23 protein-coding genes are annotated in these 26,385 nt (G+C 56.6%); 3 read left to right on the forward strand and 20 right to left on the reverse strand.

What is annotated here, in order from left to right:
* Window positions 1–201: 201 nt before the first annotated feature.
* The 3 genes from GXX82_07425 to GXX82_07435 all read right to left on the reverse strand — a co-directional run bounded on the left by GXX82_07425 (window position 202) and on the right by GXX82_07435 (window position 2,779).
* Window positions 202–645, reverse strand: coding sequence for a hypothetical protein (locus GXX82_07425; GenBank protein ID NLT22861.1), 444 nt, complete (start codon window positions 643–645; stop codon window positions 202–204).
* 72 nt (window positions 646–717) lie between these two features.
* Window positions 718–2,085, reverse strand: coding sequence for a HAMP domain-containing protein (locus GXX82_07430; protein ID NLT22862.1), 1,368 nt, complete (start codon window positions 2,083–2,085; stop codon window positions 718–720).
* Window positions 2,078–2,779, reverse strand: coding sequence for a response regulator transcription factor (locus GXX82_07435; protein NLT22863.1), 702 nt, complete (start codon window positions 2,777–2,779; stop codon window positions 2,078–2,080). The genes GXX82_07430 and GXX82_07435 overlap by 8 nt, the downstream gene beginning before the upstream one ends.
* 175 nt (window positions 2,780–2,954) lie before the next feature.
* On the opposite strand from GXX82_07435, the gene GXX82_07440 reads away from it, so the two are divergent.
* The gene (locus tag GXX82_07440; protein ID NLT22864.1) at window positions 2,955–4,982 is read left to right on the forward strand and encodes a beta-lactamase family protein; all 2,028 of its coding nucleotides are present in this window, start codon (window positions 2,955–2,957) and stop codon (window positions 4,980–4,982) included.
* Between the two features lie 62 nt (window positions 4,983–5,044).
* Here the strand turns inward: GXX82_07440 and GXX82_07445 are convergent, their stop codons facing one another.
* Window positions 5,045–5,560 carry an ankyrin repeat domain-containing protein gene (locus tag GXX82_07445; protein ID NLT22865.1) on the reverse strand — a complete coding sequence of 172 codons (516 nt, stop codon included), beginning with the start codon at window positions 5,558–5,560 and terminating at the stop codon, window positions 5,045–5,047.
* 952 nt (window positions 5,561–6,512) lie between these two features.
* Between GXX82_07445 and GXX82_07450 the strand changes: the two genes are divergently transcribed.
* Both GXX82_07450 and GXX82_07455 read left to right on the forward strand, forming a co-directional pair.
* Entirely contained in the window at window positions 6,513–8,945 is a 2,433-nt protein-coding gene (locus GXX82_07450) for an autotransporter domain-containing protein (protein NLT22866.1), read from the forward strand.
* Between the two features lie 267 nt (window positions 8,946–9,212).
* Window positions 9,213–9,794, forward strand: a complete 582-nt coding sequence (locus GXX82_07455) for a MarC family protein (protein ID NLT22867.1) — start codon at window positions 9,213–9,215, stop codon at window positions 9,792–9,794.
* A gap of 208 nt (window positions 9,795–10,002) precedes the next feature.
* Here the strand turns inward: GXX82_07455 and GXX82_07460 are convergent, their stop codons facing one another.
* The 16 genes from GXX82_07460 to GXX82_07535 all read right to left on the reverse strand — a co-directional run bounded on the left by GXX82_07460 (window position 10,003) and on the right by GXX82_07535 (window position 26,383).
* A complete protein-coding gene (locus tag GXX82_07460; GenBank protein ID NLT22868.1) occupies window positions 10,003–10,398 on the reverse strand; it encodes a type II toxin-antitoxin system VapC family toxin in 396 nt (131 codons plus the stop codon).
* Window positions 10,395–10,634, reverse strand: a complete 240-nt coding sequence (locus GXX82_07465) for a DUF1778 domain-containing protein (protein NLT22869.1) — start codon at window positions 10,632–10,634, stop codon at window positions 10,395–10,397. The genes GXX82_07460 and GXX82_07465 overlap by 4 nt, the downstream gene beginning before the upstream one ends.
* A gap of 156 nt (window positions 10,635–10,790) precedes the next feature.
* A complete protein-coding gene (locus tag GXX82_07470) occupies window positions 10,791–11,864 on the reverse strand; it encodes a prepilin-type N-terminal cleavage/methylation domain-containing protein (protein ID NLT22870.1) in 1,074 nt (357 codons plus the stop codon).
* A complete protein-coding gene (locus GXX82_07475; protein NLT22871.1) occupies window positions 11,861–12,427 on the reverse strand; it encodes a hypothetical protein in 567 nt (188 codons plus the stop codon). The genes GXX82_07470 and GXX82_07475 overlap by 4 nt, the downstream gene beginning before the upstream one ends.
* A 44-nt stretch (window positions 12,428–12,471) precedes the next feature.
* Window positions 12,472–12,945 carry a prepilin-type N-terminal cleavage/methylation domain-containing protein gene (locus tag GXX82_07480; protein ID NLT22872.1) on the reverse strand — a complete coding sequence of 158 codons (474 nt, stop codon included), beginning with the start codon at window positions 12,943–12,945 and terminating at the stop codon, window positions 12,472–12,474.
* A gap of 12 nt (window positions 12,946–12,957) precedes the next feature.
* Window positions 12,958–14,178: a Flp pilus assembly complex ATPase component TadA gene (gene tadA / locus GXX82_07485; GenBank protein NLT22873.1), complete on the reverse strand. Its 1,221-nt coding sequence runs from the start codon at window positions 14,176–14,178 to the stop codon at window positions 12,958–12,960.
* 11 nt (window positions 14,179–14,189) lie between these two features.
* On the reverse strand, window positions 14,190–15,212 hold the full coding sequence (locus tag GXX82_07490; GenBank protein NLT22874.1) for a hypothetical protein: 1,023 nt from the start codon (window positions 15,210–15,212) through the stop codon (window positions 14,190–14,192).
* Window positions 15,212–17,017, reverse strand: coding sequence for a Flp pilus assembly complex ATPase component TadA (gene tadA / locus GXX82_07495; protein NLT22875.1), 1,806 nt, complete (start codon window positions 17,015–17,017; stop codon window positions 15,212–15,214). The genes GXX82_07490 and tadA (GXX82_07495) overlap by 1 nt, the downstream gene beginning before the upstream one ends.
* Window positions 17,018–17,034: 17 nt before the next feature.
* Window positions 17,035–17,940 (reverse strand): hypothetical protein, encoded by a 906-nt coding sequence (locus tag GXX82_07500; protein NLT22876.1) that lies wholly within the window; start codon window positions 17,938–17,940, stop codon window positions 17,035–17,037.
* Window positions 17,941–17,956: 16 nt separating this feature from the next.
* Window positions 17,957–19,102 carry a hypothetical protein gene (locus tag GXX82_07505; protein ID NLT22877.1) on the reverse strand — a complete coding sequence of 382 codons (1,146 nt, stop codon included), beginning with the start codon at window positions 19,100–19,102 and terminating at the stop codon, window positions 17,957–17,959.
* A 1-nt stretch (window position 19,103) separates the two neighbouring features.
* Complete coding sequence (locus GXX82_07510) at window positions 19,104–20,540, reverse strand: hypothetical protein (protein NLT22878.1); 1,437 nt, start codon at window positions 20,538–20,540, stop codon at window positions 19,104–19,106.
* Window positions 20,537–21,076, reverse strand: coding sequence for a hypothetical protein (locus GXX82_07515; protein NLT22879.1), 540 nt, complete (start codon window positions 21,074–21,076; stop codon window positions 20,537–20,539). Before GXX82_07515 ends, GXX82_07510 begins: the two co-directional genes overlap by 4 nt.
* Window positions 21,077–21,159: 83 nt before the next feature.
* Window positions 21,160–21,885, reverse strand: coding sequence for a hypothetical protein (locus tag GXX82_07520; GenBank protein ID NLT22880.1), 726 nt, complete (start codon window positions 21,883–21,885; stop codon window positions 21,160–21,162).
* 16 nt (window positions 21,886–21,901) lie between these two features.
* Window positions 21,902–23,053: a hypothetical protein gene (locus GXX82_07525; GenBank protein ID NLT22881.1), complete on the reverse strand. Its 1,152-nt coding sequence runs from the start codon at window positions 23,051–23,053 to the stop codon at window positions 21,902–21,904.
* 2 nt (window positions 23,054–23,055) lie between these two features.
* Window positions 23,056–23,583 (reverse strand): hypothetical protein, encoded by a 528-nt coding sequence (locus tag GXX82_07530; GenBank protein NLT22882.1) that lies wholly within the window; start codon window positions 23,581–23,583, stop codon window positions 23,056–23,058.
* Between the two features lie 58 nt (window positions 23,584–23,641).
* The gene (locus GXX82_07535; GenBank protein ID NLT22883.1) at window positions 23,642–26,383 is read right to left on the reverse strand and encodes a hypothetical protein; all 2,742 of its coding nucleotides are present in this window, start codon (window positions 26,381–26,383) and stop codon (window positions 23,642–23,644) included.
* Window positions 26,384–26,385: the final 2 nt, after the last annotated feature.

Consider the following 26,385-nt stretch of genomic DNA (forward strand, 5'->3'; position numbering starts at 1 on the left):
CCCCACCGCCTGCCCGGGCAATAGTGGCCGTAAGGCGCACCACGATACATGCCTCTTCTCATGGGCTGCCCCACCGAGACAGCGGGCAGCGTCAACACCACAAAAAGAAAAACAATAAAACACATGATGCGCTTCACAGTTCAAACTCCCCGGGGAGCACGGCCACGGTTGTGTTCCGCGGTCCTGCTCCCCGCCTGTCCTTTACCACGTGCGGCAGTAACCACCGCCGAAGCCGGGTCCGTAACCACCTCTCAAGCCGGTCTTGAAGCCGGGTCCGTAACCACCGCGGCCCATCATCCAGCCGCCGTGACCCCGACCGTAGCCGGGACCGTAACCCCTGTCAGAGAGGCCCTTCGCCCGAGCCGTGCTCTGGATCTTCGTCCTCAGATCGACCATCTCTTTCTGAAGGGTCGCTATGCGGTTCCAGTCCGGATTCTCCTTTGCGTACTCTGTCTGGATCTCAGCCCTTTTTGCAATCAGTTCGTCCCTTAACGGAAGGGTCTCCTTCTGAAAGCTTCTCAGGGCATTGACGTCAACCTTGGTGCCGTACGCCGGACCGGGAGCCGCTCCCCACGCCGTACACACCATACCTCCAAGGGAGAATCCCACCGCCACAACCAATGCTGCTACCAGTACCTTCTTCATCTGAAACCTCCTTGTGTGTGTGAATTTCATGTACACAGTATAAGGAAGCACTGTGAAGAGGTAACGAAGAGATCATGAAGAATTGTGAACGACCTCAGGGGGGAAAAGGATCGTAAAGGATGAGCCTTCTCCCGGCATGCTCTTCACCGTTATGCTCGCGCCGTGGGCTTCCACCAGCTCCTTCACTATCGTAAGGCCGATCCCGAGACCTCCTCCGGGACCGTGATAGAACCTTTCAAAGATCAAAGGAACGTCCTCCTGTCTGATCCCGCTGCCCGTGTCTGTGACGATGATCTCCAGGCCGCCTCCCGCCGGTCCCACCCGGATCGAAACGCTCCCACCGGCGGGAGTGGCCCTGAGGGCGTTGGCCAGGAGGTTCAGGATCACCTGGCTCAATCGTTCGGGGTCGGCGTTAAGGCTCATACCCTCGGGGCACATAAGGCCCATCGTCACTCCCCTCTCCTGAGACTGTGTCCTGAACCTTTCCACGATGTTCTGAAGGAAGGGCCCGAGGTCCATCCATTGACGCTTCAGCGAGAGCAGGCTCGCCTCTGCCCTGCCCAGTTCCTCGATGGCGTCGACCATGTTCCTGAGTCTCCCCGTTTCCTCGTAGAGCGATTGGAAACGAGCGGGATCGCTGGGTATCAAACCATCTATCAGGCCCTCCAATTCTCCCCGCATGACGCTGAGAGGGGTTCTCAGTTCGTGCGCGACGTCGCTTATCAGTTTTCTCCTCAACATCTCCTGGGTCTCAAGTGCCTTCGCCATGTAGTTGAATCTCTCCGCCAGTTCTCCAACCTCGTCATGCCTCGATACGACAACGCGCCTCTTCAGGTCGCCCCGGCTGATGGCGGATGCCGCCACCGCCAACTCCTTCACAGGACCCGTAAGACGGCGGGAGAAAAAGACGCTCATAAGTACGGCGATACCACCGATGATAGCGATCGAGAATACCAGGAACCAGTTGGACCTCTGGAGAAATACGCCTTCTCTCACGGGACGCAGTTGCCTGATCTCCAGGGTCCCTATCTGCTTTCCGGCGAGGAACAGGGGATAGGGCACGAACGCGCCGGCCCCGCCGGGCACATTGAACTGCGCGAGGGCCTTCAATCTCCTCTTGACAAGGGGAGAAGCGCTCTCGATGGCATTGTTCGTGTCGATAACGAGCTTTCCGTCCTCATCGGTAAGCCTCATCTCGAAACCGGACATCAAGGCCCGTATGGCCTCCTCAGCCTGGACATCGGTCTTCCATCCACCGCTGCGTTCGTATGAACCTTCCAGATCAGCCTGTATCAGGTAGACCCTGTCCTCAGCCTCCCCTTCCAGGTAGGCCTTGAAATCCTCGATCACAAAATGCCGGAACAGAACGGTGCTTGCCAGGGAGATGGCAACGACTGCGAGAAGGAGGAGAAGGAACTTGAGGTGAAGACTCCTAAGCATCTCTTTTTCCCGTGAACCGGTAGCCGACACCATAGACCGTATGGATGAAGACAGGATTCTGCGAATCGTCTTCGAGCTTCCTGCGGATGTTCTTGATATGGGCGTCGACGCTCCTCTCGTAACCTTCAAACTGGTAACCGAGCGCCTTCTCCACCAATTCGCTCCTCGTAAAGACCCTGTCCGGGGACCCGGCGAGGGTGAAGAGCAGCTTGAACTCCGTCGATGTGAGCCGCACGGGATTCCCCTTCAGCGTAGCCATGTAGGTCTGGCCGTCGAGAAGGAGCGACCCGTTGTTGAAGCTTATCGGCTCGGACCCGGAAAGGTCCCCTTTCTGAAACCTTTTCAGGACGGCCTTCACCCTGAACACAAGCTCTCTGGGGCTGAAAGGCTTTACCACGTAGTCATCGGCACCAAGAGCAAAACCCGCGACCCTCTCCTCCTCGGAAGACTTGGCCGTAAGCATGATCACGGGTACATCCGCTATCTCCTTCAGCTGAAGACAGAGTTCCTCTCCGCTCATGTCGGGCAGCATCAGGTCCAGAATTATGAGGAGGGGCCTCTCTTTCTTCGCCTCCTCCAGCGCGTCCTTCCCCAATCCTGCGTGCACTGTGCGGAATCCGGCTCCTTCCAGGTAGACCTTGACTATATGCGCTATCTTTTGGTCGTCTTCAACAATGAGAATGGGATAAAGCATCACATCAAATGTACATCATAATGTGCTTTGCACACAATAGGGCTCTATCCCTCGGCAGCAAACATCCGAACCTCACATCGTGCGGTCACATGTGATTGACATGAAAGACCAATCTTCTTATACTCCTTTCCATAAGGAAGCTTCGTTTCGCCACGACAGAAAAGGGAGGGTGTTAATGTCAAGGATCAGACTTGTCGTCGCAGTCTGTCTCTGCTTCGTGCTCGTGACCTCACTTGCATCAGGCAAAACAGCAAAAGAAGGGCCTGATCTCTACAAAAGCGCTATTGCAACGGCCCGCAGCGAGATCTGGCAGGCCATAAACAACGGTCAGTGCGGGAGCGCCACCGCTGCCATAACGGTCAACGGCAAGGTCGTTTACGCCGAAGGCTTCGGCATGGCGAACAGGGAAAAGAGCGTCCCCGTCGACAGGAACACGCTGTTCAACATCGGCTCCATCAGCAAGATGTACGTGGCTGCCGCGATCATGCTGCTCGTCGAGGACGGCAAGGTCTCCCTAGACAAACCGGTCAGGCTCTATCTCCCGGAATTCAAGATGGCCGACGACAGGTACAAGACGATCACCGTAAGGATGCTGTTGAACCACACGTCCGGCATGCCGGGGACCCAGAACGCGAATTCCTTCTGCTTCAAGTACGATGACAATCTGAAGCAGGAAACGATGAACACCCTGGCCCGCGCCCATCTCAAGCATGACCCGGGTGCGATGGCAGCGTACTGCAATGACGGGTTCACATTGGCGGAGATGATAGTGGAACGGGTAAGCGGCCGGAGATACACGGACTTCCTCAATGATAGGATCTTCAAGCCGCTGGGTCTCAAGAACACCGGCATGGGCCTGGGGGAGATCAAGGACAAGCCCGTGGCTTTATATTATGAACCTGAGACCGGAAAAGCTCATCCCCTCGAAACGATCTCGATCCTGGGTGCCGGAGGTTTGTCGTCAACTGCCGAAGAGCTTTGCCTTTTCACGGATTCCTTGCTGGCGAAGGATAAGCTCTTGAAGAGATCATCTCTCGCGGAGATGAGATCCGCGCAGCCTTCGGCCCTCGCACCCGCGCTGAGGAATCCCTCATTTTCATATGGGCTTGGCTGGGACCTGATAGGCCTTCCTCGCTATGACGCGAAAGGGATCCAGGTACTGGGCAAGAGCGGAGGCACCGCCAACTATTCTTCGATGGTCTACACCGTTCCCGACAAGAGAATATCCGTTGCGGTCATTGCTTCAGGAGCCGAAAGCGGCGCAATGATGATCGCGCTCAATATACTGGATGCGGTGCTGGTCGGGAAGAAGCTCATTCCGAACAAAGAGAAGACCGTATCGATACCGCCGGAACCGCAAAAACTGCCGCAGGGTCACGCCTCCCATGGCGGCTATTACGCAGATGACACCAAATTGGGCCGGATCGTTTTCGATGAGGACAAGGACACCGCCATTTTGTATCTTTACAAAGAACAGGAGAAAACGCCGGCAGTCGCTTTCATATATAGTAATGGTTATTACCACGGCATAAAAGGCGACACGTACTACTTTCAGCGCGCGGGTGGGGAAGACTATCTGGCAGCCTCCATTTCCGCATTCGGGATCGACAGGATCGTTATGCAGAAAGTGAAACCGGTGGAGAACCCGCAACGTCTCAAGATCGACATGGATGGCAAGGTCTGGCTGAGGCGCAATGTCTCTCCCTTTGAGTCGATCCCGGTGACGCGATCCCATTTTGTGAGATCATCGCTCTACAACGATCTGCCGGGTTACGTGTTCTTTAGCGGCCTCAAAAGGATCGGCTCTCCCGATTTCGCGGGCATGTCCTTTGACTCTGTCCGTGACCAAACGGAACTTGCCCTTTTCGAGAAGGATGGGGCCGCGTGGGCCTGGGTCTCCGACATGCTGTACAGCCCGAAGGAAACAGCCATCGCGCTGAGAACCGGCGAGAATTCCGTGAGGATAGGAAACGATGGATACAGTGAGTGGCTGGCAGCCAACGAAAATGCCGTCCTGAGTTTCACCAGATCCCAACGGGGAAGGATCGTCGTATTCTCCCCCGACGGCACCCCGACCTACGACAGCGCGCGCGATACGGGGGAAGCGTATGCAGCCAAGGGCAGTTATATTGAATGTGCGGGTCTTGCGGACGATGCCTTCACGATCAAGGCCAGGCCCGCTGCCGCAAGCGAGAAGAAGTAGAAGGACTTCAAGCGATCGCGGGCCCGGGTACGGGCGGCGGGAAACCTCCCGGAAGGCAGTGTTCACACCGTCTTCCTTTTCGTGGAGTACTTCTCCAGGTACTTATCCACGTCGAGCTCGGGGTGGTATTCCCTGAAGGACTCGATGATCGCCTCGACCTCTCCTTCCTTTTCCTCTATGTATTTGCCCGGCAGGTATTCCCTCGGCGCCAGTTCGTCCAGCGGGGTCTTGTCCAGTACGTCCCTGGCATTCACGTCCGCCCCCGCTTTCAGGAGGACTTCGATGATGTCGACGCGGCGGGCGCGGCAGGCGCGGTGCAGGGGAGTCGTCTCGTTGCCGGTGTTATCCCCGTTCACGTCAGCGCCCGCGTCGAGGAGGAGCTTGACTATCTCCACCTTGCGTCCCTCACAGGCCCAGTGGAGGGGTGTCTTGCCGCAATTGTCCCTCCCGTCTATCTCAAGCACTCCCTTCTCAAGGATCTCGCGGACGCGGTCGGCGTCACCCGTCTCCACGGGCCCGTGGAGACGGGTACGGTCCATGTAGCTTAAGCCTTCCAAAAAATCTTCATTCAACTCCATGACACGTATAGAACCTCCTCAAAATGATCCTGTGCGGGCCGGTACTGACATGCCTTCATTCACGAGCGCCACGCGCGTCTTCCGTGAGGGCGTCAGCCTGCACGCTGTTTTGGACCAAGTTGGTACTTATGGAAGACTTTATATCAAACTTGACAGGAGAAGCAAGACGGAGCTGATTGAAAGCGGAAGGTCGAAACGCGCGATCGGCAATCAGCGAGGCCGATAACCCGCGAAAGATTGCGGGCTTCGATCCTGGTGATGAGAGACGCCGCGTAACGGACCTGAAGCCCTCCTCTCCCGTGGAAAGCCAGAGAGGTTCCTAATACCACGTTTTTTTTGACACCTCTCTGACAAAAATGTAACATGTCTGCAGGTCTTTTCCGCATCGTTGCCAGAGCATAAGAAAACAGCCATTCACCGCTTCATGGGAAGACATGGGTTTCCCGAACAGGCGTGGCCTCACGGGATTGTCATGTATGACCGCGTCATTACGGCCGCATGACAAACCTGTTGAGGTCCGGGCTCCCGGTTGTCCCAGGGGGCTCGCAGGCCTCAGGTGCCGTGCTCTTCAAGGAGGTGCAATGGCTTGGATTATGCCATCGCGACATGCAGGTTTTGTTCTGTGCGTCTTCCTGTCCGCCCTTCTGCCCATAACTGCCATGGCGGCAGATTATGTGGTCCCCGGAGAGCCGGCTTTCAGCAACGGTAATTTCCCGCTCAACGCGGGCGACACCCTATCAACCTGACGTCGAGGAGGACGGTCATGGAACTTTCGGGTCATCTGTTGTTCTGCCGGTACATTGCTTATGTCCGGGCATTCCGCAAAACACTTTTTTCCCCGCAGCTATATCTTGCGAGGACACTGATTTCGCTCCTGCTCCCTGTATTGTTCACTGTTACGCCAGCGTACGCCGCCTCTAATATCAATGGGTTCAGCCCCCTCCATGGTCTGTTGACAGCGTATGGCGACGTCGAGGTTACAGCAAGTCCCTTTGTAATCACATCTACTGGAAGATTAACAATTGAAAATGCTAAGCTGACCAACACCGGTGGCATCAACAACTCGGGCATCTTCGAGCTCTCTACGGGCAGTTCCTACGACTTCACCGGCGGTACCCTCACGAACACCGGGAACTTCATACTCCGCAGCGACTTCACCTTCAACGGGACCGACGGGGGAACGGTGAACCTCAACGCCGGCGGGACACTCACGAACTACTCCACCCTTACCAACGCGGCGGGGTATACCCAGACGAACGCGGGCACGATCCAAAACCGGGGAACGTTCGACAACCTGGGGACGTTCACAAACAGCGTCGGCGGGACCATCAGCAACTACACCGGAGCCACCTTCACCAACAACGCTGCCATCACGAGCAGCGGCACCTTCACGAACTCGGGAACCTTCAACAGTTCGGGCACCATCACCAACTCCGGCACCCTGGAGCTCGCCTCCGGCAGTTCCTACGACTTCACCGGGGGGACCCTCACGAACACCGGGGACTTCATACTCCGCAGGGACTTCACCTTCAATGGAACATCGGGGGGAACGGTGAACCTCAACGCCGGGGGGACCCTCACGAACCATGCCACGCTCACCAACGCGGCGGGACATACCCAGACGAACGCGGGCACGATCGACAACCTGGGGACGTTCGACAACCTGGGGACGTTCACGAACAGCGGCACCTTCACGAACTCAGGAACACTTATCAACAACGGAACGCTGAACAACACCGGCACATTCACCAACTCCGATACATTCACGAACGTCGGTAGCTTCACCGGTGACATGACAAACTCCGGCACTCTCTCGGGTACCGGCACGATCACGGGCAATGTCATCAACAACGGTATCCTCGCCCCGGGCAACTCCATCGGCACCATGACGATCACCGGCAACTACAGCCACAACGCGGGCGCGACCTACCAGGTGGAGGTGAACAGCTCCGGCCAGTCGGACAAGCTCGTCGTCACCGGGACGGCGACCTTGAACGGGGGCACCGTGTCCGTCCTCGCCGAGTCGGGCACCTACAACGTGAGCACCACCTACACCATCCTCACCGCGGGGAGTGTGGTGGGGACCTTCTCCAGCGTGACGAGCAACCTCGCCTTCCTCACCCCGTCCTTAAGCTATGACCCCACGAACGTCTACCTGCTCCTCACGAGGAACACAACGGGTTTCGCCGACGTGGCGGCCACCTCCAACCAGTACTCCGTGGCGTCCTCCCTCGACAGGATAGCTCCCGTCGCGACGGGTGACATGGAGGGTATCATCAACACACTGCTCGGCATGAGCGCATCCGGCGCCAGGGGCGCCTACGACCGGATGGGGGGCCTCGTCCATACCTTTCTTCCCGGCGCCGTCCTCTCCTCCTTCGGCCGGTACATGGACGTCATGTCGGGGAGGATGGGGGGGTTTCTCTCCGGGGGACCCCGATCGTCCTTCGCGAACCTTCCCGTCATGCTCGCCTCGAGAACGGACAGGGCGAGCGACGCGGGCGGCACCCTCATGGCGGCCCTGGGGAGCGTGGCTGAAAGAAGGGACATCCTCTCCCGGGGACTGTGGGCCGAGGGGTACGGGAGCCTGGGCCGCAGGAGGGGCAACGACATATCCTCCCGGTACGACTACGACACGGCGGGGTTCGCGGCGGGGTTCGACAGGGCCGTCACCCCCTCTCTCCTTCTCGGCGTCTCCCTGGGGTACTCCTATACGAAGGCGGACATGAAGGACCTCTCCGACGATGCCGTCATATCCTCCTACCAGGGTTCCCTCTACGGCATCTATGACATGAGCCCCTTCTACCTCTCCGGTATCGCCGCCTACGGGTACAACCGGTACGACACGACGAGGGACATCGCCTTCGGGACCATATCGAGGAGGGCGAAGGCCTCCTACGCGGGTCAGACGGTGGGGGGATACATCGAGGGGGGATACCGGATGGCCACCCCTTCCGTCGATATCATCCCTCTGGCGTCCCTCACCGGCATCCACCTCACGAGGGACGGTTTCACCGAGAGGGGGGCCGGGGCGCTCTCCCTCGACGCGGGCTCCGATACCGTCTCCTCCCTCGTATCCTCCCTGGGTGTGAGGCTCACGAAGGACTACGGGGTGTCGTCGGGTATCCTCACCCCGGAGATAAGGGTGACGTGGGACCATGAGCTCATGAACGGGGACTACGCCCTTGACGCCTCCTTCGCAGGCTATCCCGCGTCCACCTTCACCGTGGAGGGAGACAGGCCGGAGAGGGACTCGGTGGGCGCCCGTATGGGCATCACCTTCCAGGCGAAGGAGAACCTTCACCTCCACCTCGCCTACGACGGGAGCTTCTCCGGGGACGACACCCGGCACGCGGGGATGGCGGGGTTAAGGTACAGGTGGTGAGGGGGGGAGCGGCCCCCCTAGGCGCCGGATCGTGCCGCATATCATCGGTATCCCCCTGTCGTGCCGCGGGCGGCAGTCCCTGTGACCCCGTAACGCGCCTCTTGGTCACCACATGGTCTTGTGTTGACTGGTTCTGTTGTTTCAGCAAGCTCATGCTATTGACAACGCACTCGCTACAGTCTACTATTTCGGAAATTGCCGCCTGTGGCACAGCGGTCAGTAAAATAGAGGAAGTGTACGACGGAATTCGCCAAATCAACAGCTTTGATGCTTGTGCTTCTCAATCCCTTCCTGATCATCGTTTATCTCATTGATATCGTGGAGAAGCTGGACAGGGGACAATTCACCCGGGTGATCGTTCGCGGCGGGCTGATAGCGACGGCAGTCTTCCTGTGCTTCGCTATTCTCGGCGACGTCGTGTTCAGCAGTGTCGTGCAGGCGGAGTTCGCTTCTTTCCAGATCTTCGGGGGCCTGGTCTTTCTTCTCATCGGTTTCCAGTTCGTCTTTCAAGGCCCCACGGCAATTGAGATACTGCGGGGCGATTCCAAGCAGCTAGCAGGTGCGATCGCGATGCCCGTGCTCATCGGGCCGGGCACGATCAGTGCCAGCATCATCGTAGGGAAAAGACTTGCCCCCCTCGCGGCGTGCGCCTCCGTGTTAAGGGCAGTCACTATTTCCATCCTGATAATCATGGGTCTCAAGATAGTTCACGATTTTGCACGCCCAAGGCGAGAGGCACTGATCAAGAGATACATCGAGATCGCGGGACGGATCACGGCGTTGGTCGTCGGAACCGTCTCTGTTGAGATGATCATGCAGGGGGTTCGGACCTGGGCAGATAAGTTCTGAAGACCCAGGTCACCGGATCAACACTCCAGCCACCCTTCGACGTCGCCCGAAGTCAGCGCAGTCGCCCTTCTTTCATCTGTTATGCTTGTCTTCTCACTCTCCCGGAAATTCCAAAAGCCGGTTATCCTTAACAGGACAGCGGAATTGGAACGAAAAAGCGACACCGCGAAGTTGACGGAAAAGCGGCTGCGGTCAGGTACCTGCGTCACTATCTAAGGATTATCTTGTCTATCTGTTCAATGTGTTCGAAATGCCGGTCCCGTGTGAGGAGGGTACCACCCACGCTCATGCAGGAGGCGGCTATCCAGACGTCGTTTATAGGAATCGGGGTTCCCTTCGCGGAGAGCGCGGAATATATGAGCGAGTATTTTCGAGCAACCTCTTCATCGACGTCTATTATCGACACCCCAAGCTCGGTGACGAAGCGCCGAAGCGTTGTCTCGTTGTCTGCACTCTTGCTGCCCTTCTGAAAACCATAGAATAGCTCTCCCAGGACGATGACGGGCAACAGGACCTCCGTGCTTTGCCCTGCAATGAGGTCCACCACCTCTTCTTTCCCCTGGCCGAAATCGATGTAGATGTTCGTATCAAGAACAAGCCTCATTTCCAGTCACCCTCTCGAATCTCTTCAAAGACCTGAAGGTCCTCTCTCAACTCCGAGGCCTCCTCGGGTGTCAACCAGCCCGCCGCTTTCCTGATGCGTTCTTCACGGTTCGCCGCGAGGCCCAGTTTCTCATCGATCGCGTCCAGTATGAACGCGGTCTTCGTCTTCCCCTCTTTCCTCGCCGCCCGCTTGATCATCTCTTCTTTCTTCGGCGGAATCCTAAGACTGATAGGCATCTTGCAGCCTCCTGTATCGCAAATATACCTATTGTATCTCATCTGTCCATCTCCGTCAAGAAAGCCTTCCTCCATCCCTTCTGATACATCAGCCGGAGATCGTCTCGCCGCAGGTGGGAACGACCTCCTCCCCTTGTCCCCCTCGGTCACACCCCGTCACTGCGGATAGATCACCCTCTGCGAATAGACCCATTTCCCGTCACTCATCACCCCCACCGTCCCTCCATAGGGAGGAAGTGCCGCCGACCACGACCATTTCGGGCACGGGACAGGCGGGGCATCGCCCACCGGTGTTCCATCCACCTTTGTTATGAGGCGCACCGTAACGGGGTTCCCGAAACCGTCCGTGCGATACAGATCGCCGGCATTGATGGCGGTGAGAACAGCCAGGATCGTGGCGGATGTTGTCGTGTTGCTGGCAGTCTCTTTGCTCCATATAGAACTGCCGAAGGTCCCGCAACCACATCTGCCCTCCGTCGCCCCTGAACACCTCGCCCCGGGGGCGCTCCCTACGGCCTGCCAGATCCAGGGGATCATGATGTCGTCGTTGCTCGTCAATCCACCAGTCGCTCCGCAGGGATTCGATATCGCTTCCGTGGTAAGGCGGCTGAGATGATATGACTTCATTGCCCGTGCAACGGTCAGGAGCTTTTCCTGAGATCTGACCATGTATTCGCTGTCGAGATGGCCTGAAGTCCACGTATCCGTCATCGACGTGTTCCCGCCCGCCGTTATGGTCACACTGTAAGGCATTCGGTTGTACCCGTTCAGATAGAGAGTCCCGGCGGTGTGTTCCTTCGTTGCTGTGAATGTGTAATCAGACCCGTATCCATCCACGCACGCAGCACGGAACAAGGGCGATTCGCCGGAAAGAGTGCAGTTCGCTTCACGAAACGCGCTCACCACCGCGTCGCTTTCGGTGGAAATGGCAAGGGTCTTCCCCGATGCATCGTCGTCGTCCACAGAAGGAAGGATCGCCAGAGCGCTGCAGACGGGGTCGGTCCAACCGTGGCAGTTCTCCTCCACGTATCGAACATTTTCCCGGTAAAGGACCTCAAAGGCGCCCTCGATCTTCTCGAACCTCTTGATGGTGTCTGCCGTGCCTTTGAAATGGATGACCCTCTCCATGAAGGTCACGACGGCACCCATGACGACGGAGGCGATGGCGATGGTCACGATGATCTCCAGCAAGGTGAATCCTTTGCGATCTCCTATAAGAGTCGTTGTCATCGCAGGTCAACCATGTCATAGAAAGAGCATCCGGAGTCCGTTGCGGGTCTGGAATAGTAGTAATGCCGAACGGTGCCCCCTGAGTCTTCCGTCAGCATCTCCTCCGGGATCGCCTCCCTGAAGAGATGCCTGCCGTACCGCGCGTAATCGACGTCCGTTGCTCCTTCGCAGTCGAAGCTCGTTGAGACCGGACCCGCGCGTATCTCGGCGACCGGGCCGCTGTCGTTCGGCATGAAGCTCCAGAGAAGAGCCATGTCATCCTTGCCGCATCGATCCTGCAACGCAACGCAGGTATCGACCATGGCCTGTTCGATCATGGCCTTGCGCCACTGCCTGCCTTCCTGCACCCCCCGGCGCACGGGAAAGAGATCCAGCTTATCCGCATTGACAGTAATCTCCATGCCCAACACCGTAACGTTCCCGGGCACCTGTCCCGTCTCGTGAAAAACAGATCTCGCCCGGTCATTCGCCATCTTCTCATATTGAGAGGATGGCAGTCCGCTTATCCCGGCGAGAACGGAGAGAAGCACGAAGGGCAGGACTGCAAGCATCAGGAATGCCATGAAGGGGAACATAAAGGATCAGGAGACTGCTCCCGCAAACTCCCTCAGCGGCAGCGGGCCGTACCCTGGAATGCCGTTAGAACACAATCAATACCCAGGTTAGCATTAACAGTCGAGCTATCGGCACAAATTCTCTGGTCTTTGAGCCTAGTCAGGATAGCGCCCGCCGAGTCTGTGCTCTCGAACGTAGGTGTCTGAAGGACCACGTCGCTTCCAGCACATTGATATCCATGGGCGATCGCACCGGTCCTGAAATCAGCCTCCACATAGTCCTTGAGGGCCTCGGGCCAGTCCGTGGTCATATCCGCTGCCACTGGCAGCGAATGCTTGAACATGGCGTATTCTGTCAATCCTGTTGAAATAGCCCTGATCCTTTCCTGGGTTGTTGAGAAGTTGGCGGCAGCTTTGCCCTTCGCAAGAAGGATCGCCGTCAGGCCTATCAGGGCCGCCGCGAGCGCCACAACAACGACAAATTCGATCAAAGTGAAACCGCCCTTGTTTTTCAGACATTTCTTCATAATTCCTCCTCTCTAGATTTGCCCCTGATCGACCCTGTCGAGAAGCTCCATCTTCAGGTAGCTGTCTATGACTCCCTTTTGCTCCAGTACCGAGAGGGACATCTCGAATGTGACGGCATTCTTTATCGCGTTGCCGCGGAAAGCGTTTTCCACCTCGTTATATGCCCCCCTTTCTATACCGGCTCTTATCGTTGCCGGAAAGAAGAGGACCTCCGGGACAAGGATATAGCCCGTCTTCTTCGAGCCGTTTACAGTGTATTCCTTGTGGATGAGCTTCTGACTGACGATCGCCGTAAGACACTGGGCCATTTTCTTGCGCCATGCGTCGCGGTCATCTCCGTAGCCGTCGAGGAGGCGCAGGGTTGTCATGGCGTCGGGGGTGTGGATGCTGGAGATGACGAGGAACCCTTTTTCCGCGGCGGTGAAAAGAGCTGTAACCTCCTCGCGCGTGCGCACCTCGCCAACGACGAGACCGGCAAGGTTGTTCCGTAAGGACATCCTCACCCCTTCCAGGATGCCCGGGATATGGGTGCCGATCTCATACTGGCGAAACACTGTCCTCTTGTTCTGGTAGACATACTCTATGGGGTCCTCGAGGGTATAGACGGCGCCGTTCATCCGTTCCGCCAGATAATCGAGTTCCGATGCAATGAGGGTGGTCTTGCCGGAGCCAACCACACCCGTATGGAGAATGAGTCCCCGGGGATAGGAATAGGAGAAATCGAAAAGACCTCTTATGCCAGCCAGCATGTTAAAAGGGTCAAGCTCTTCCAGTCCGGGTATCGTGTAGGGCAGGACGCGGGCCGCAAAGCCAAGCCCTTCCTGCGAACTGGAGACGCTCATGCGGAACCTGCCTATATCCTTCACCGAGAAGGCATATTCGAAGTATCCCTTGTTTCTGATGTGCTTTATGATGGCCGTGCCGGCATCGGTGTCCGTTTCTTCGTCGAATTTCCTCTGGCGGGTTTCGGCGATGGCGGCAAGGATCTCTGTCTTGCCTGGTTTTACCACAATGCCTTCGCCAATCTCCATGACCTCGCACTTCTTGAGGATGCCAAGCCTGACAGGCCGCTTCTCAACAACGATGATATCCGTGGCGTTTCTTTCCTTTGCATAAACGAGGACGTCTCGGAACCAACCGAGGTTCTCGATATTGAGTTCCGCCACGTTGACGTTGATGCCGCCATTTCCTGCAGTCATGTTCAATGTCGCGTCTTCTCCCTTTCTTTCCACGCTTGCCTCCCCTAGAACATTTTGCCCGCAGCCGATCTGTCGATGAAGGTGAAAAGCATGGTATATACGGGCGACATCAGGACTACGATCTGGACAGCAACAAAAACAAAGGCAAAAACGTTCACAAAAGATCCCACGACGGCAAATCTCGAGATGGCGTCGTTGATCATCTTCGTACCGATCATGGCAAAACCCTCAGACATGTTCGCCGTGTCTATCTTCACCTTGAGTAATAAATAGCTTTCGAAAGGCAGATATTCTTCGATCTCATCGATAACCTCCGAAAAACTCCGCGATACGGATTCCTCGGCGACCATCCGGAATATCTGTGTCCAGACGCCTTGCGAGAATTCCGCCACGCGGCGGAAGGCACTTGCCGGGGAGAGACCTGACATGAGGGCGAGAGATACAACCCTGAACGCCTGGCCAAGAACGAGAGAGTTGTACACATTGCGTATGACAGGCATCCTGTCGGCATTTTTTGCCACAACAGCGATGACCCCGGCGGCACTTCCCGCATACAGAATGAAAAGGATGCTGCGGTTGGCAACGATAAACTGACCCATTTTGTAGGGCAGTTCCCTCTCGATGCCTGGAAGCTTCAGCGCATTGAGAATGTTCCCGAGCACAAAGGTGAGGCCATACCCGACCGCTATCGATACGCCTGTCACCACCAGGGGATAGATGATGCCAGAGATGATCTTCTTTTTCGCAGCGGCCAGTTCTTCTTCCATGTCGATGAGTTCCTTGAGGACTGTATTGAGGTTTCCCGTCTGCTGCCCTATCTCGATAAGGTCTACATATTTTTCGAAAAGACCCACCTCGCGCATCGCCTCGGGAAGCGTGCGGCCCTCTTTACTCACCATGTCGGAGGCAACTGACAGCCGGTCCGCCATTTCACTGTCGGGAAGCTTGTCCGCTACCCTGCGCAGCGCCTCCTGAATGGATATGTTCGCGACCATGAGGAGGTGAAGGCTCTTCATGATCGCGATTTCGCTGACCTTCTTTCCGATATAGCAAGAGAGGGTGTTCATCAAAGCAGCCTCGTGACCGCGTCCATGTCTATGGTTCCAAGGGTCAGCTTGTTGTAAGCATCCATGAGAATGCTGTGGCTCATGTCCGCCGCCTCCACCTTCGCTTCCATGTGGTAACCGGATATCTTTCCGTCGGAAAATTGGCCGGGCCTGAATTCGATGGCCTCACCGAGGACCGTGCGGCCCGAATAACCGGCTGAGAGCAGACGCCGCGCCGCGCCGCGACCGATGGTCTTTCTGCAGGCATCGCAGCCGCCGGCCAGGCTCGGGACAAAGAATTTCTTCTCGCGAATACTGTCGAGGAAAAGGTCTCTGTCGGGATAGCGGAGTTTCCTGATCCACTCAGGTATGGTGCCCAGAGGTTCGTTCATCTCCTCTTTGCAGGCACTGCAGAGCTTCTTCACCAGGACCTGGTTGACGCCCATGATAAGGTTGTCCGCCACGGCGTCTATGGAGACCCCGTAGTCCTCCACCAGCATCTGCGGGATCTGCGTGGCCCGCGATACGTGGAGGGTTCCCAGTACCAGGTGTCCCGTCTTGGAGAGGTGCACCGCCGTGCTGACCGTTTCTTCGTCGCGCAACTCCCCTATGAAAATGACGTCCGGGTCGTGCCTCTTGAAGGCCCGCGCAAACTCCGGAAAACCCACCACGTGTATGCTGGCTTTGCCGCCCTTCTCGCTGCCCGCGTCCTCAACGTACTCAAAGGTCTGAAACTGCCTTCCGCCGGGTATCTGGTACTCGATGGGGTCCTCGACACAGAGTATGCATTTTGTTGACGGAAGACCTGCCAGAAGAGTGTTCACCGTTCTCGACTTTCCGCTCCCCGTGGGACCGGTAACGAGGATTATTCCCCGGTTGCGGCTGACGGCCGTTGCGAACATACCCGCATGGTAGTCCAGATATCCTAGGTCCTGGAGTTTCTCGTTGCGGATGTCCGTCCTGGCAAGAACGCGGAGCACAACGTCGCTATTTGCCCCGTCGGGCTTCCAGATGAGCGACATCCTGAGATCCACGTCCGTGTGCCATCCCACGTCTTCCTTTCTGCATATGATCTTGCCATCCAGCGGCCTTCGCTTCTCGTCCGTTTTGAGGGAGGGCGTCATTTCCTTTGCCCAGTTGATGAGCACGTTGACAAGGGAACGTCCCTTTTCGGCCTTCAATGTATGGACGTCGACGAGATCGCCAAGGAGCCTGAAGCGGATCTTGTATATATCCTGAGTGGGGAGTGGAAAGATATGGATGTCCGTGGCGCCGTGGACGAGGGCGTCCCTGATGAAAGGATGGATGAAATTTCTCGACACCTGCGTATCGGCCACCACGGCCCTGGCGGCATCCGTCGGTGACGCGAACCCGCTTTTGATCTCGATGTTATGGAAATCATCTTTTCTGAGAAGAAAGAACCTGTCCTCGCCGATATGGTCCATCTCGAGGTCTTTGAGGGCCATGGGATGCCAGGCATAGACATGGGTGGAAGAGCCGCCCCGGCCATCCTCGATCGTGGACGTGATGAGACTGCCGGCGTTGACATACCGGATGCGTCCCTCCACACCCTGAGCCGTGGGGATCCCCGTGAGGGATTGGAAGACGGTACGGAGTTCCTCGTAGGTCATTACGTTCTCTATTTCGCAGATGACGTTATAAACGCTCTGATCTATGTGTTTTGCCCTGTCAAGGTAGAGACCAAAGGACTCCTGTGCCATGCATTTCGTCTCGACAAGATACCGCGAGATAGCGTTCTCCACATGGAAGCGATCGAGCGATCTGATCCGGTCAGCTATTTCGGCGGCTGAGCACGCATCAGGCATGATCGAGGGCCTATCCGTCATTGCGCCGTTACCTTGAGAGTTCTTCCGCTTTTCAGGCGGACCTCGTTTATGGTGATCGCCGTGACGGCATCGCCATCCACCAGGGAACCGACCCTCAACTCGCCTCTGTTCGTCAACGCTATTGAAGCCTCCCGGGTTTGTATGACTCCCACCACCCTGAGATTCCCCGGACGATCACCTCCATCGGAGATGTCGGGAAGGATGGGAAGCTCGCCGCCCGTGAGGCCCGACCGCGAAGAACGGGGCACCTGACCTGATCTGGCTGAACGTCCTTTCTCTTTCAGGGAGGTCTTCGGCGTCCGGGCATCCTGGAACCTCTTCAGGAATTTCTCGCGAAAGGGGTTGTCGTCCCTCAACACAAGCTGACTCAGAAGCGTCCCGGGTTGATCCGGTGAGGCAGAGGGCTTCGACGCCATACCATCGCGGCCGGCCTTCTCCACGGGCGATGGAATTGTCCCGGGAGGAGGAGATACCTCCCTCACGGACGGTGTCTCGGACGCGACCTGAGCCCCGGCTCCTGTCTTTTCGGCTGACACATCACTGACCCGAGCATCCGGGGACGACGGATGGGGCGTTCGCAGGGTTTCGCCTGCCCGGCCTTCGATGAACGGCGCCTCCCGCGAGGACGGAACATTCTCTCCTCCTCCGATATCGATGACCCTTACAGGTCCGGAAGGGTTACCGGAGATCCTCCTGTTGAGCGACCCACGTACGTAGTTGAGGTAATAGTAACCTCCCACCGCAGTCACGAGAACCAGGAAAACCCCTGTGTACAGGGCAACCCTGAACAGGATGCTTCCGCCTCTGTTGGAACTTTCTCCCTCCACGGGATGATCGTTTCCGGCATACTCATCGCCGAAATCATCATCTCTGTCTTCTTTCTTCATAAATGGAAGTCTCATAACCTGCCTCCCGGATCTAGAACCTGTGGCATGTCAACTCTCCCGTCGTGTTTCCCCCATTGACGGTGATGGTGTTGATCACAACAGGCGACAGGTAGATGTCGTTGAATATCCTCACAACATCCCTGTAGTCCTTCTGGGCCACCGTGAACTTCCACTCCCTGTCCCCCCTGGCCGCAACATCGCAAAGGTCCACGAGGGTTTCGAAGGCCTTGGTATTCTGCCGGGCTCTGGCCTCAGCGTTCAACGCCGCCCGCATGTCAGCCCTGCCTTTCGAGAACACGATCTCCTTTCCGAAGACAAAGAGATCGCCGCTCTTTTTGCTTTCTCGAAAGGGATAGAAGGACTCGAACTGAAAAGACAATGTGCCTTTGAGCTCCTGTTCCCGTCCCTTTCCCCGGGGTGAGCCTGCGACGGGCAGGATGCGGAAAACAGCGTTCCTCAAGGCGATGTCTTCGGGAAGTGTTTCGACGTAGAGTTTGTACTTTACCAGGGCTTCGCCGGTGATGAGTATCGACAATGCCCGTATCTCCTCATGGGTAAGGGGTGGTATTTCCTTCGTCGCTCTCGCCTTCGCGCCGGGCTCCATTTTTCTCTTCGTAAAGACACCCGCATAGTTCAGAACTGCGCCCATGATGACGGCAACAACGACAAGCACGACAACGGCTTGAAGGGAAGTGACCCCGATGGTCACTTCTCTAAGGAGCTTCTCGTAAGAGATATCAACGTAATCCGGTTCCATGGAAAGGGAAGCATCGCCGAATATCCCGTCGTACTGTCTTCCGGCCATGGCCATGAAGTTCCCGGGGCTGCTGTCCACGCTCAGCATGTACCGCGCCTCGATGGTCGTGTTCCCGGCTTTGATCTCCATGAAGACGTACTTGCCGTCCCCGCGGTCGAAGAACCCCGCGAGCACCGTCTTTTTGTTCTTCACCATGTAATGGGCCATAAGGTACGCGAAAGACACCCGTCGCGACGATATCCACCGGTCCCCTATCTTGTGGGAGAGCTTCCCCCGGGGCTTGAGCTTTCGTATGAATATAGGCTCCGCAAAGGGAATGACCTTTGCCCCCCTTCCCGGTCTGATCGTCTTCGGATCAACCATTTTCCGGGCAAGAACATCGAAGACGACATTGTCGTCGAACTTCACGTAGAGCTTCACCTCATATCTCCCTGTCGCCCTTCTCCTCGACGAAGTTGATGAGCACCGTCAACTCGGAGGTTCTGTCCCGGGAGCTGTTATATCCGAACAGATAGGACAGGACGGGCAGATCGCCCAGGAGGGGTATCCCCACCCGCTTTTTGTCGGCACTCTTTATCTTGAAACCTGATATGGCAACCGTCTCGCCGACGGACATCTTGATGGGTATCGAAACGTAATTGCGTTCCACCTGCGGAAGTTCGACCTTCTCGACGACCTGAAAACCAAGAAGATTGGAAAGATCGACACTCGTGTTCACGAGATATCCTTTGTCCAGTTTCAGGGGATTGACGGTCATTTTGAGTCCTACCTCCATGCTTGCCATCTGCGGTGTCGTGATCGTCTGGTTGTTGACGACCTGGATGACGCTGCCCGTGGAGTACCAGACCGTCTGTGACATCTCAAAGGGAAGGACCGCGCCTGAGACGGCCCTTGATTCCCACGAATGGACCACGTGGACATCTCCGTAGGTCCCGAGCATCTTTATGAAACCCGCGAAATCCTCATCGATCACGAGCAGTGTGGCAACGTTGCTGTTACCCATCGTTTGAGTGAAATTCGCATTGAATTCAATGGAAGGGCTTCTCGACTTGAGCAGCGCCCACCAGTTGAGCCCGGTCTCATACTCGTCCTTGTAGTCTATCCGGACAAGGGTGATCTTCATGGTAATGGTCTTGCGTTTCCTGGAGTCGGCATCCAGCATCTCCCTGACCATCCTGACCCGTGACGGTATGTCCCTCACGTACACGAAGCCGCTCGTCATCGGCGTGACCACGCCCTTGGCCGAAAGCATCTTCCTGATGCTCTCGATGACCTTCGACATCTCACGATCTTCCGCCTTGTCACCCGTCGATGACGTTCCCGACGAGTTCCCCGATGTCCCCGAACCTGTGTATCCCACTCCTGCCGACGTGGAAGACGTTCCGTTCAGCGACCGGTTGTTCGATGATGAGGTTTCGCTCAGCGATTCTTTGTGCCTCACATATACGTCGTGAACATTGAGGATGGTCTCCTCGTAAGGGGTGACAAGGTATGCCCCGTCGGCCACCTTTCTGTAAGCATAGTCAAGACCGGAAACGATGGTCTCGATGGCCTCCTCGAAAGACTCCCCTTCGTAGTATGCGCTCACTTTCACCTTCGAGGAATCTATCTGGTGGTCGATGGTAATGCTCGCCCCCGCCTGTCTCCCCAGGGTAAGAAGAGCGTCATTGAGGGACACACCGTTGAAATGAAGGCTCACCGATCTCGCTCCCTCGCCTTTCACGACCGCCTCGGACAGGAGGGCTCTCTTAAGGGTTCCATCCACCGTTTCAGTGCTGTTTGCAAACCATCCCGGGGCGCAGACCGATGCAATGACCACCGCTGCAAGGCCCCATCTGAAAATACCCTTTTCCCTCACTGAAACCCTCCTCCATCCGATGTGCATCTCTTTATCCGGCAGACAAATCCGTCAGGCGTGAGAAACGCCCCCTCGTCGCCTGAAAACGCGAGTAAAACCTTTCTTGTCGATCTTTGCGGTATGTAGGACACATTGAAGCCGTCCCTGTCGCTCATGATGGTGTAGAATGTCTTGCCAGTGCTGAAAGTCCCCCCCGTCGCGGGCACCATATGCAGGAAAGGCATTGTGCCGCCGGCAAAAAGGGTTCTTACCATGGGCCACGTGATCTTTCTCGCCCTGTGGACCACGCGTTCTTCGCCGGTATCGAAGACGGCAATAATGAACCTCGGTCCTGGCGTCTCAAGCAATTTGAGGTTGAGGCCTTCAGGCGGCGGCGCGGCAGGTATATCGAGAACGGCGGCAAGCCTCGCCTGCCATTTTTCACCCTCTGTCGGAGACCGCTTTTCTCCTCCCGGGATGGTCTTCGCGACTATTGGCCCCTCACTCTTGACGGCTTTCGGTTTGTCGAGAAAGGCGTCTTCCAGTTCCGAAGACATTCCTTGTATCGACAGGACCTCACACTGTCCTGAATGTGCATAAAGACATATACATGCCGCAAACAGCGTAGCAAGAACACGTTTCATGGTCTCACTCCTTCCCGGGAGATCGCAACAAGGGCATAGGTTGAGCTCCATGACAGGCGGAGCACGCAGAAGTGTCCGTGGCTGTGTTTTCCTTCCTTACCAAGCCTCGTAACCAGTTTCCTGAGCTGGGGCACCGTCCGAAAGGTTCCGAGCATATCGCATGTCAGGCCTTCCAGTCTGCTTCCTGCGTCCATAAAGGCCACAAGCCTCCGGGTTTCGTTCTCATACACCCCTTTCATCCGGATAAGGAGATTGCATTTTGCATCGACGCTCACATCCGCGTTCCAAGGAAACCATGCCGGATAAAACTCGACAGGCGTGTAAAGACCGGGTATTATCGCAAGCCTGCCGCCCATTGCATACCCTCCCCCGAATGGCACACGGTCCGACGCCGACGTTTCCCAGTTGTACGATCTGCGAAAGGATTCAGCCGGTACGATCCGCAATTCCTCTCCCGCGACGACGATCTTCATGTTTTCGTCGCCTCCCTGAGCCATTGACAGGATACCTGACTCCCCTTCGCTCCCGTCCTCTTTCGTTATCCTGTAAAGGTAACGGGAATAGGGTCTTGACGCCGCCGCACCACCAAGTATGTTCCGCATGTCGGCGGCCGTTGCCGTTAACGACGAGTCGCCCGGACCTAGTCCCGCGTGTTCAAGACCGTTGCAGCCCGTCACCGCGGCGATGATAATGAGGACCTGGAGGAGAAGTTTCGTGCGCATCCCTTTCTTCCCCGATCTATGGCGTGAAATAGATCAACACGGGCACTCCCTTTTCCATAAGGAGGGTCGGGTTCTTTTTCGTCGAGCCCTCCACCTTCTTCGACAACCCCTGGAAGATCGTGTCTCCCGCCGCCAGGCCGCCTTCCCGCAAACGGTCGTCGCTTTTCGTCTGACCCGTCACCGTGACGCCCCCCGCCCCCACCTCTACCGTTGTGGTATCCTTTCTGAGGGCGTTGAGAAATGACGAGATCCCGGCCATGATCCCGCTCGTGACCGTGCCGGCGACATCCTCATGCCTTACCGCCGATACAACACCGTCCGTCTCGTCAACGGATGCCACGTATCCTTTCATCTGATGATGGGCGTTGTCGGGACCGATCACGCCGGACACCTCCACGTGAAACCGGTTGTCGGTGAAATTGGGCACAGCCCTGCCGACCACTTTCCAACCTTTTACGGGAGGCTCGGCTCCGGTGGCAACAAATACGGCATTTGTCTGTGCCGACGTAAAGGTTCTATCCACTACTGCCCGGTAAGGCTTATAGTAGCTCACCTTCGGCCCCCCTGCGGCGCCTGAGGGGCCCACCTTCTCGCCATCCCGGTCCCTGGGGACGGATTGCGGCTTGTTGACAAAACCACCGGAGCTTTTCTGAAAGTAGAGATACTCCCATGCTTTTCTTTTTGATTCGCCATCATCCCTTTCTCCGGCGCCTTTTCCTCTTTTTCCTCGTCTGGCGGGGTCGTTGTAAATGCTCTTCCCGTCCCCGTCTCCCGGCATGGACGGGTCCAAAGGATCACTCTCATCGGGTTCTTCCATAACGATGTCATCCACAAGTGGATCGCCCCCCTTTTTCTTCTTTCTCACACCAACCCCGCCGACGTATCCGCCCTTGTCGCTTTCCTTGAGCATCTGCTGTTCTTTCCTGATCGCATCTCCTATGGTGCTTTCGGTCTTCCTGGCTTCGTCCACGATCCGGGACTCTTCCCGCTGTCCGACCTCCTCTCCGGTATTCTTCGATGGACTGCCCGACCGATTGACATCAAGCTGAGAGATGCGTGTCTTCCTGGAGGTGTTCTTCATGAGCATACCGACCATCACTGACAATATCACCGCCAGCACTACGACACCCAGCGTGATCGCCATCGCCGGCCTCGAGAACTTCCTCATCGTCAGAGCCCCGCCGCCAGAGGCCGGACGATATGCTTCGAACCCGAGAAGAGTATCGCGTTCCCGCCGCGTATCCTTGCCGATCCGACAGTGCCCCGCTTGTCATTGAAATAGACCGACAGGGCCCCGGAACCGTCGGGTCTGATGGCAACCATCACGTCCCCGAGATCGAGAGGTTCCTTTTCATGGAGGCAGTAAACGGCCTTTAAACTGTGTTGTGATTGAAGATACTTATACTCGTCCGGAGATATCTCGCTCCATTTCCCGTCCACAACGGGCAAATGCTCACTGTCGAACACAAGGGCAATGATCTCGTTTCCGCCGCGGGGAGCAAAGATCTCTATCCTGTCCGGTATCTCGTATTTCCTGCGCACCTTCTCCAGAAAGGGATCCCCTGGGGGAAGCGCCTTCTTTCCACCCGAAAGCGTCTTCATTCCTCGAAGGAACTCCCCCAGGGCGTCCATGGCGGAACCATCCGCCTGTTGCTTCTCCATTGCCGGCGCAGGCAGGGCGCCCACGGTGACGATCACGAGCAGTACGATCAGTGTGCGAAGGACTATGATATCTCCCCCCTCCTCTCATATTTCCTTATGAAAAATAGCCGTCTGAATCGATCTTCTTCATTACGGCCCCGATATCGATGGATTGTCCGATACTCCCGAGAGGAAACATGTCCGAGAGAACCTCGACGGCAACCGCCTGAGCACGCCCTTGCGATACCCCCCTCTCCCTGAGCGTAGATGCCACGGTCTCCCTCAGGTAGCGTTCGTCCTTGTGGGTCGTGTAACTCCACCGGGTCCGGGGCGTCTGAACGTTGACAAGAACACCCTTGCCGATATCCTCGTTGAGTGCCAGGATCTCGGCGTACCTGCCGGGATAGAACTTCAGCGATAGGAGAAGCTCCCTTTCCTGGCTGCAAAGACCAATGATCCTCACCAGGTTGTCAACGCCTTCCATTGTCGGATTGTCGGGGGATACGTGGCGTGTGAAATACTTGTTCGACGCGGCGGAGATAAAGTGTTTGCCCTTCTCCGCGACATCGAGGATATCCTGCGTCACAAGGTAGGTCGCAAGCCCCAGCGTCCTTTGCTGCCTTGCGTCCTTGTCGAGCACGTCAAGAATGGGCTCGTTATTCTTCAGGTTATGGAACTCATCGTAGACAAACAGCTTCGGCCTCCTCTGAGCGGCGAGGATCCAGTCGATAGAGGCGGCAGTGAGAAAAGGCGGCATCTCGTTCGGAAGATAGACCGCCTTGCGGTACGCGAAGTCCCGGTAGAGGAGCAACAGGAGCGCAAGGATCTCCTTTCTCTCACTGACAAGGCCCATGTGGATGCAGAATATCTCCCTGTCAACGGAGAAGTTCGTTACCCCGTTCAGTAGCGCAGCCTGCTCGCCCTGCGCGTACAGATTGAGGATCCGTCTCATCTCTTCGGCGATCTGCCTGTCCCTGGCGTTTGTATTGATCGCCGGGTCCGATGCGAGGATCCGCATAAGGTCGTTGAGGGTCGGGGTGGCGAGACACTGTGCCGTCTCCGCCCGCTGAAAATCCTTTCTCTCGCCCGTATTCAGGAACCGTTCAATATAATGGTTGCGATACTCGATATATGTCTCAAATAGAGGTGCGTCCGAAAAGATCTCTTCCTGGGCTCCGTTCGTTATTCTCACATTCCGCACAAGCCGGGGCTCCTCTTTGAAAAGACTGTCATACATCCTTTTGACGGCCCGTTCCAGGATGGATCGGGTCTCTTTGGCAACACCTCTCCCCTCCTCGCCAAGCATCGCCGCGAAAATGGCGTTGAGGGACAGGATCTTCGATCCTGCGGGCTGCTCGAACCCCACCCTCAGGTCAAACATGTTGACCCTGTTGTCACTGCTCCCAAAGGTTAGGGGGATGAAGCTGCCGCCATAGCTGGAAACAACAGGTTCATACGAAGAGGCCTTCGACATATCAATGACCACGACAACGGGGTCATAGGCCATGGCCCCGGCAATGATCCCGTTGGTGAGAACCGACTTTCCGCTGCCCGTCGGCCCGATGACAAGGCCAGCCCACCTGTTCTGTCTTGAACTGAAGGGATTGAGTGCCGTAACACCGCCGTAACGGTTTCTGAGAACGATCGCCGGCTCGCCTCGGTCCCCACGGTACATCCCGCGCAGCGGCACAAGCTTCAACACGTCATGACCAAAAACGACGTGCGGATCATAGCTCCTGACGGCACACCCCGGAAGGGACGCAATGAAGGCCCCCTCCTTTCTCATCCATTCGGCGAACACACCTGCCCCATCCACTGCCTTGGCCACGGCCACACGTATGGCCTGGATCTTCTCCTGGAGCTTTTCAATGTCCTTGTCCCAAGCAAGATAGCTGTTGAAACATTTGACGAGGTTCCAGCCCTGTCTTGCCCGGTCCTGCAAAAGATCGTCGATGGCGGTGATCTTCTCCCTGTTCTCCACGGCGGCGGCGGTCCTTTTCCCGCTGAAGATGTTCGCCATCAGCCTTTGCCGCGCCAGGTCCCGGGTGATGGTCGACAGGTCCTCGCACAGGAGGGTCGTGTTCATAACCATCGGGAAATCAACGTTTTGCAGGATCCTGGAACCCGATCCCACCGGAATGACAGTGGGGATGGTATCCATCACCAGGGTTGCGAAATAGTAGCGTCCGTTGGTCAGGTAATAGTCTTTCGAGTAAAAATCGCTGTTGAACACCCTTTTTCTCAGCGGCAGGAGCATGCCGCATTCCGACATCCTCATTTCAGGCGGCGGGTCTTCAGGGTTCACCATCCTGGAGATGGCTCGCATCATCTCGGCACCCGAAAGATCTCTCACGGTGTAACCGAGGGGTACCAGAGTGTCTTTTAGGATCGCCACCGCTTCCCTCATCTGTCTGTCGCGGTTCAGGAAGTCACTGCCCTCGAAACGCTTCTTTTTCTTGCCTTCTATGGAAGCTTTGGCGGAGAGCGGAACGATCACGGTGCAGTAGAGCGATGTGTCGACAACACCTCTGCCCGACATGAGCTCAGCGATGCTCTCCATTGCCATCGATTCCGACAGGGGATCGACATTGAGATGCCTGTACCGGTCAAACAGATCCTTAAGGTCACGGTTGACATGCGTTGTGAACTGGATGAAAACATTCTGTGCTGTGAGGTTTTTCAAGAACTCGGAACACTTGTTCACTTCCATTTCCATGACCGAAAACTCGACTCCCTCGGCGCCGGCCTGGGTGATCTCGAACCCTCTGGCCTTCTCGAAGTTTTCCAGGACCAGATGATCGTTACCGACCATGTTGATCGGTATGCGCCGATAGAAAGGAGAAGACCCCTGAAACATTG

The sequence above is a fragment of the Syntrophorhabdus sp. genome (genome assembly GCA_012719415.1).
GTDB lineage: Bacteria > Desulfobacterota > Syntrophorhabdia > Syntrophorhabdales > Syntrophorhabdaceae > Delta-02.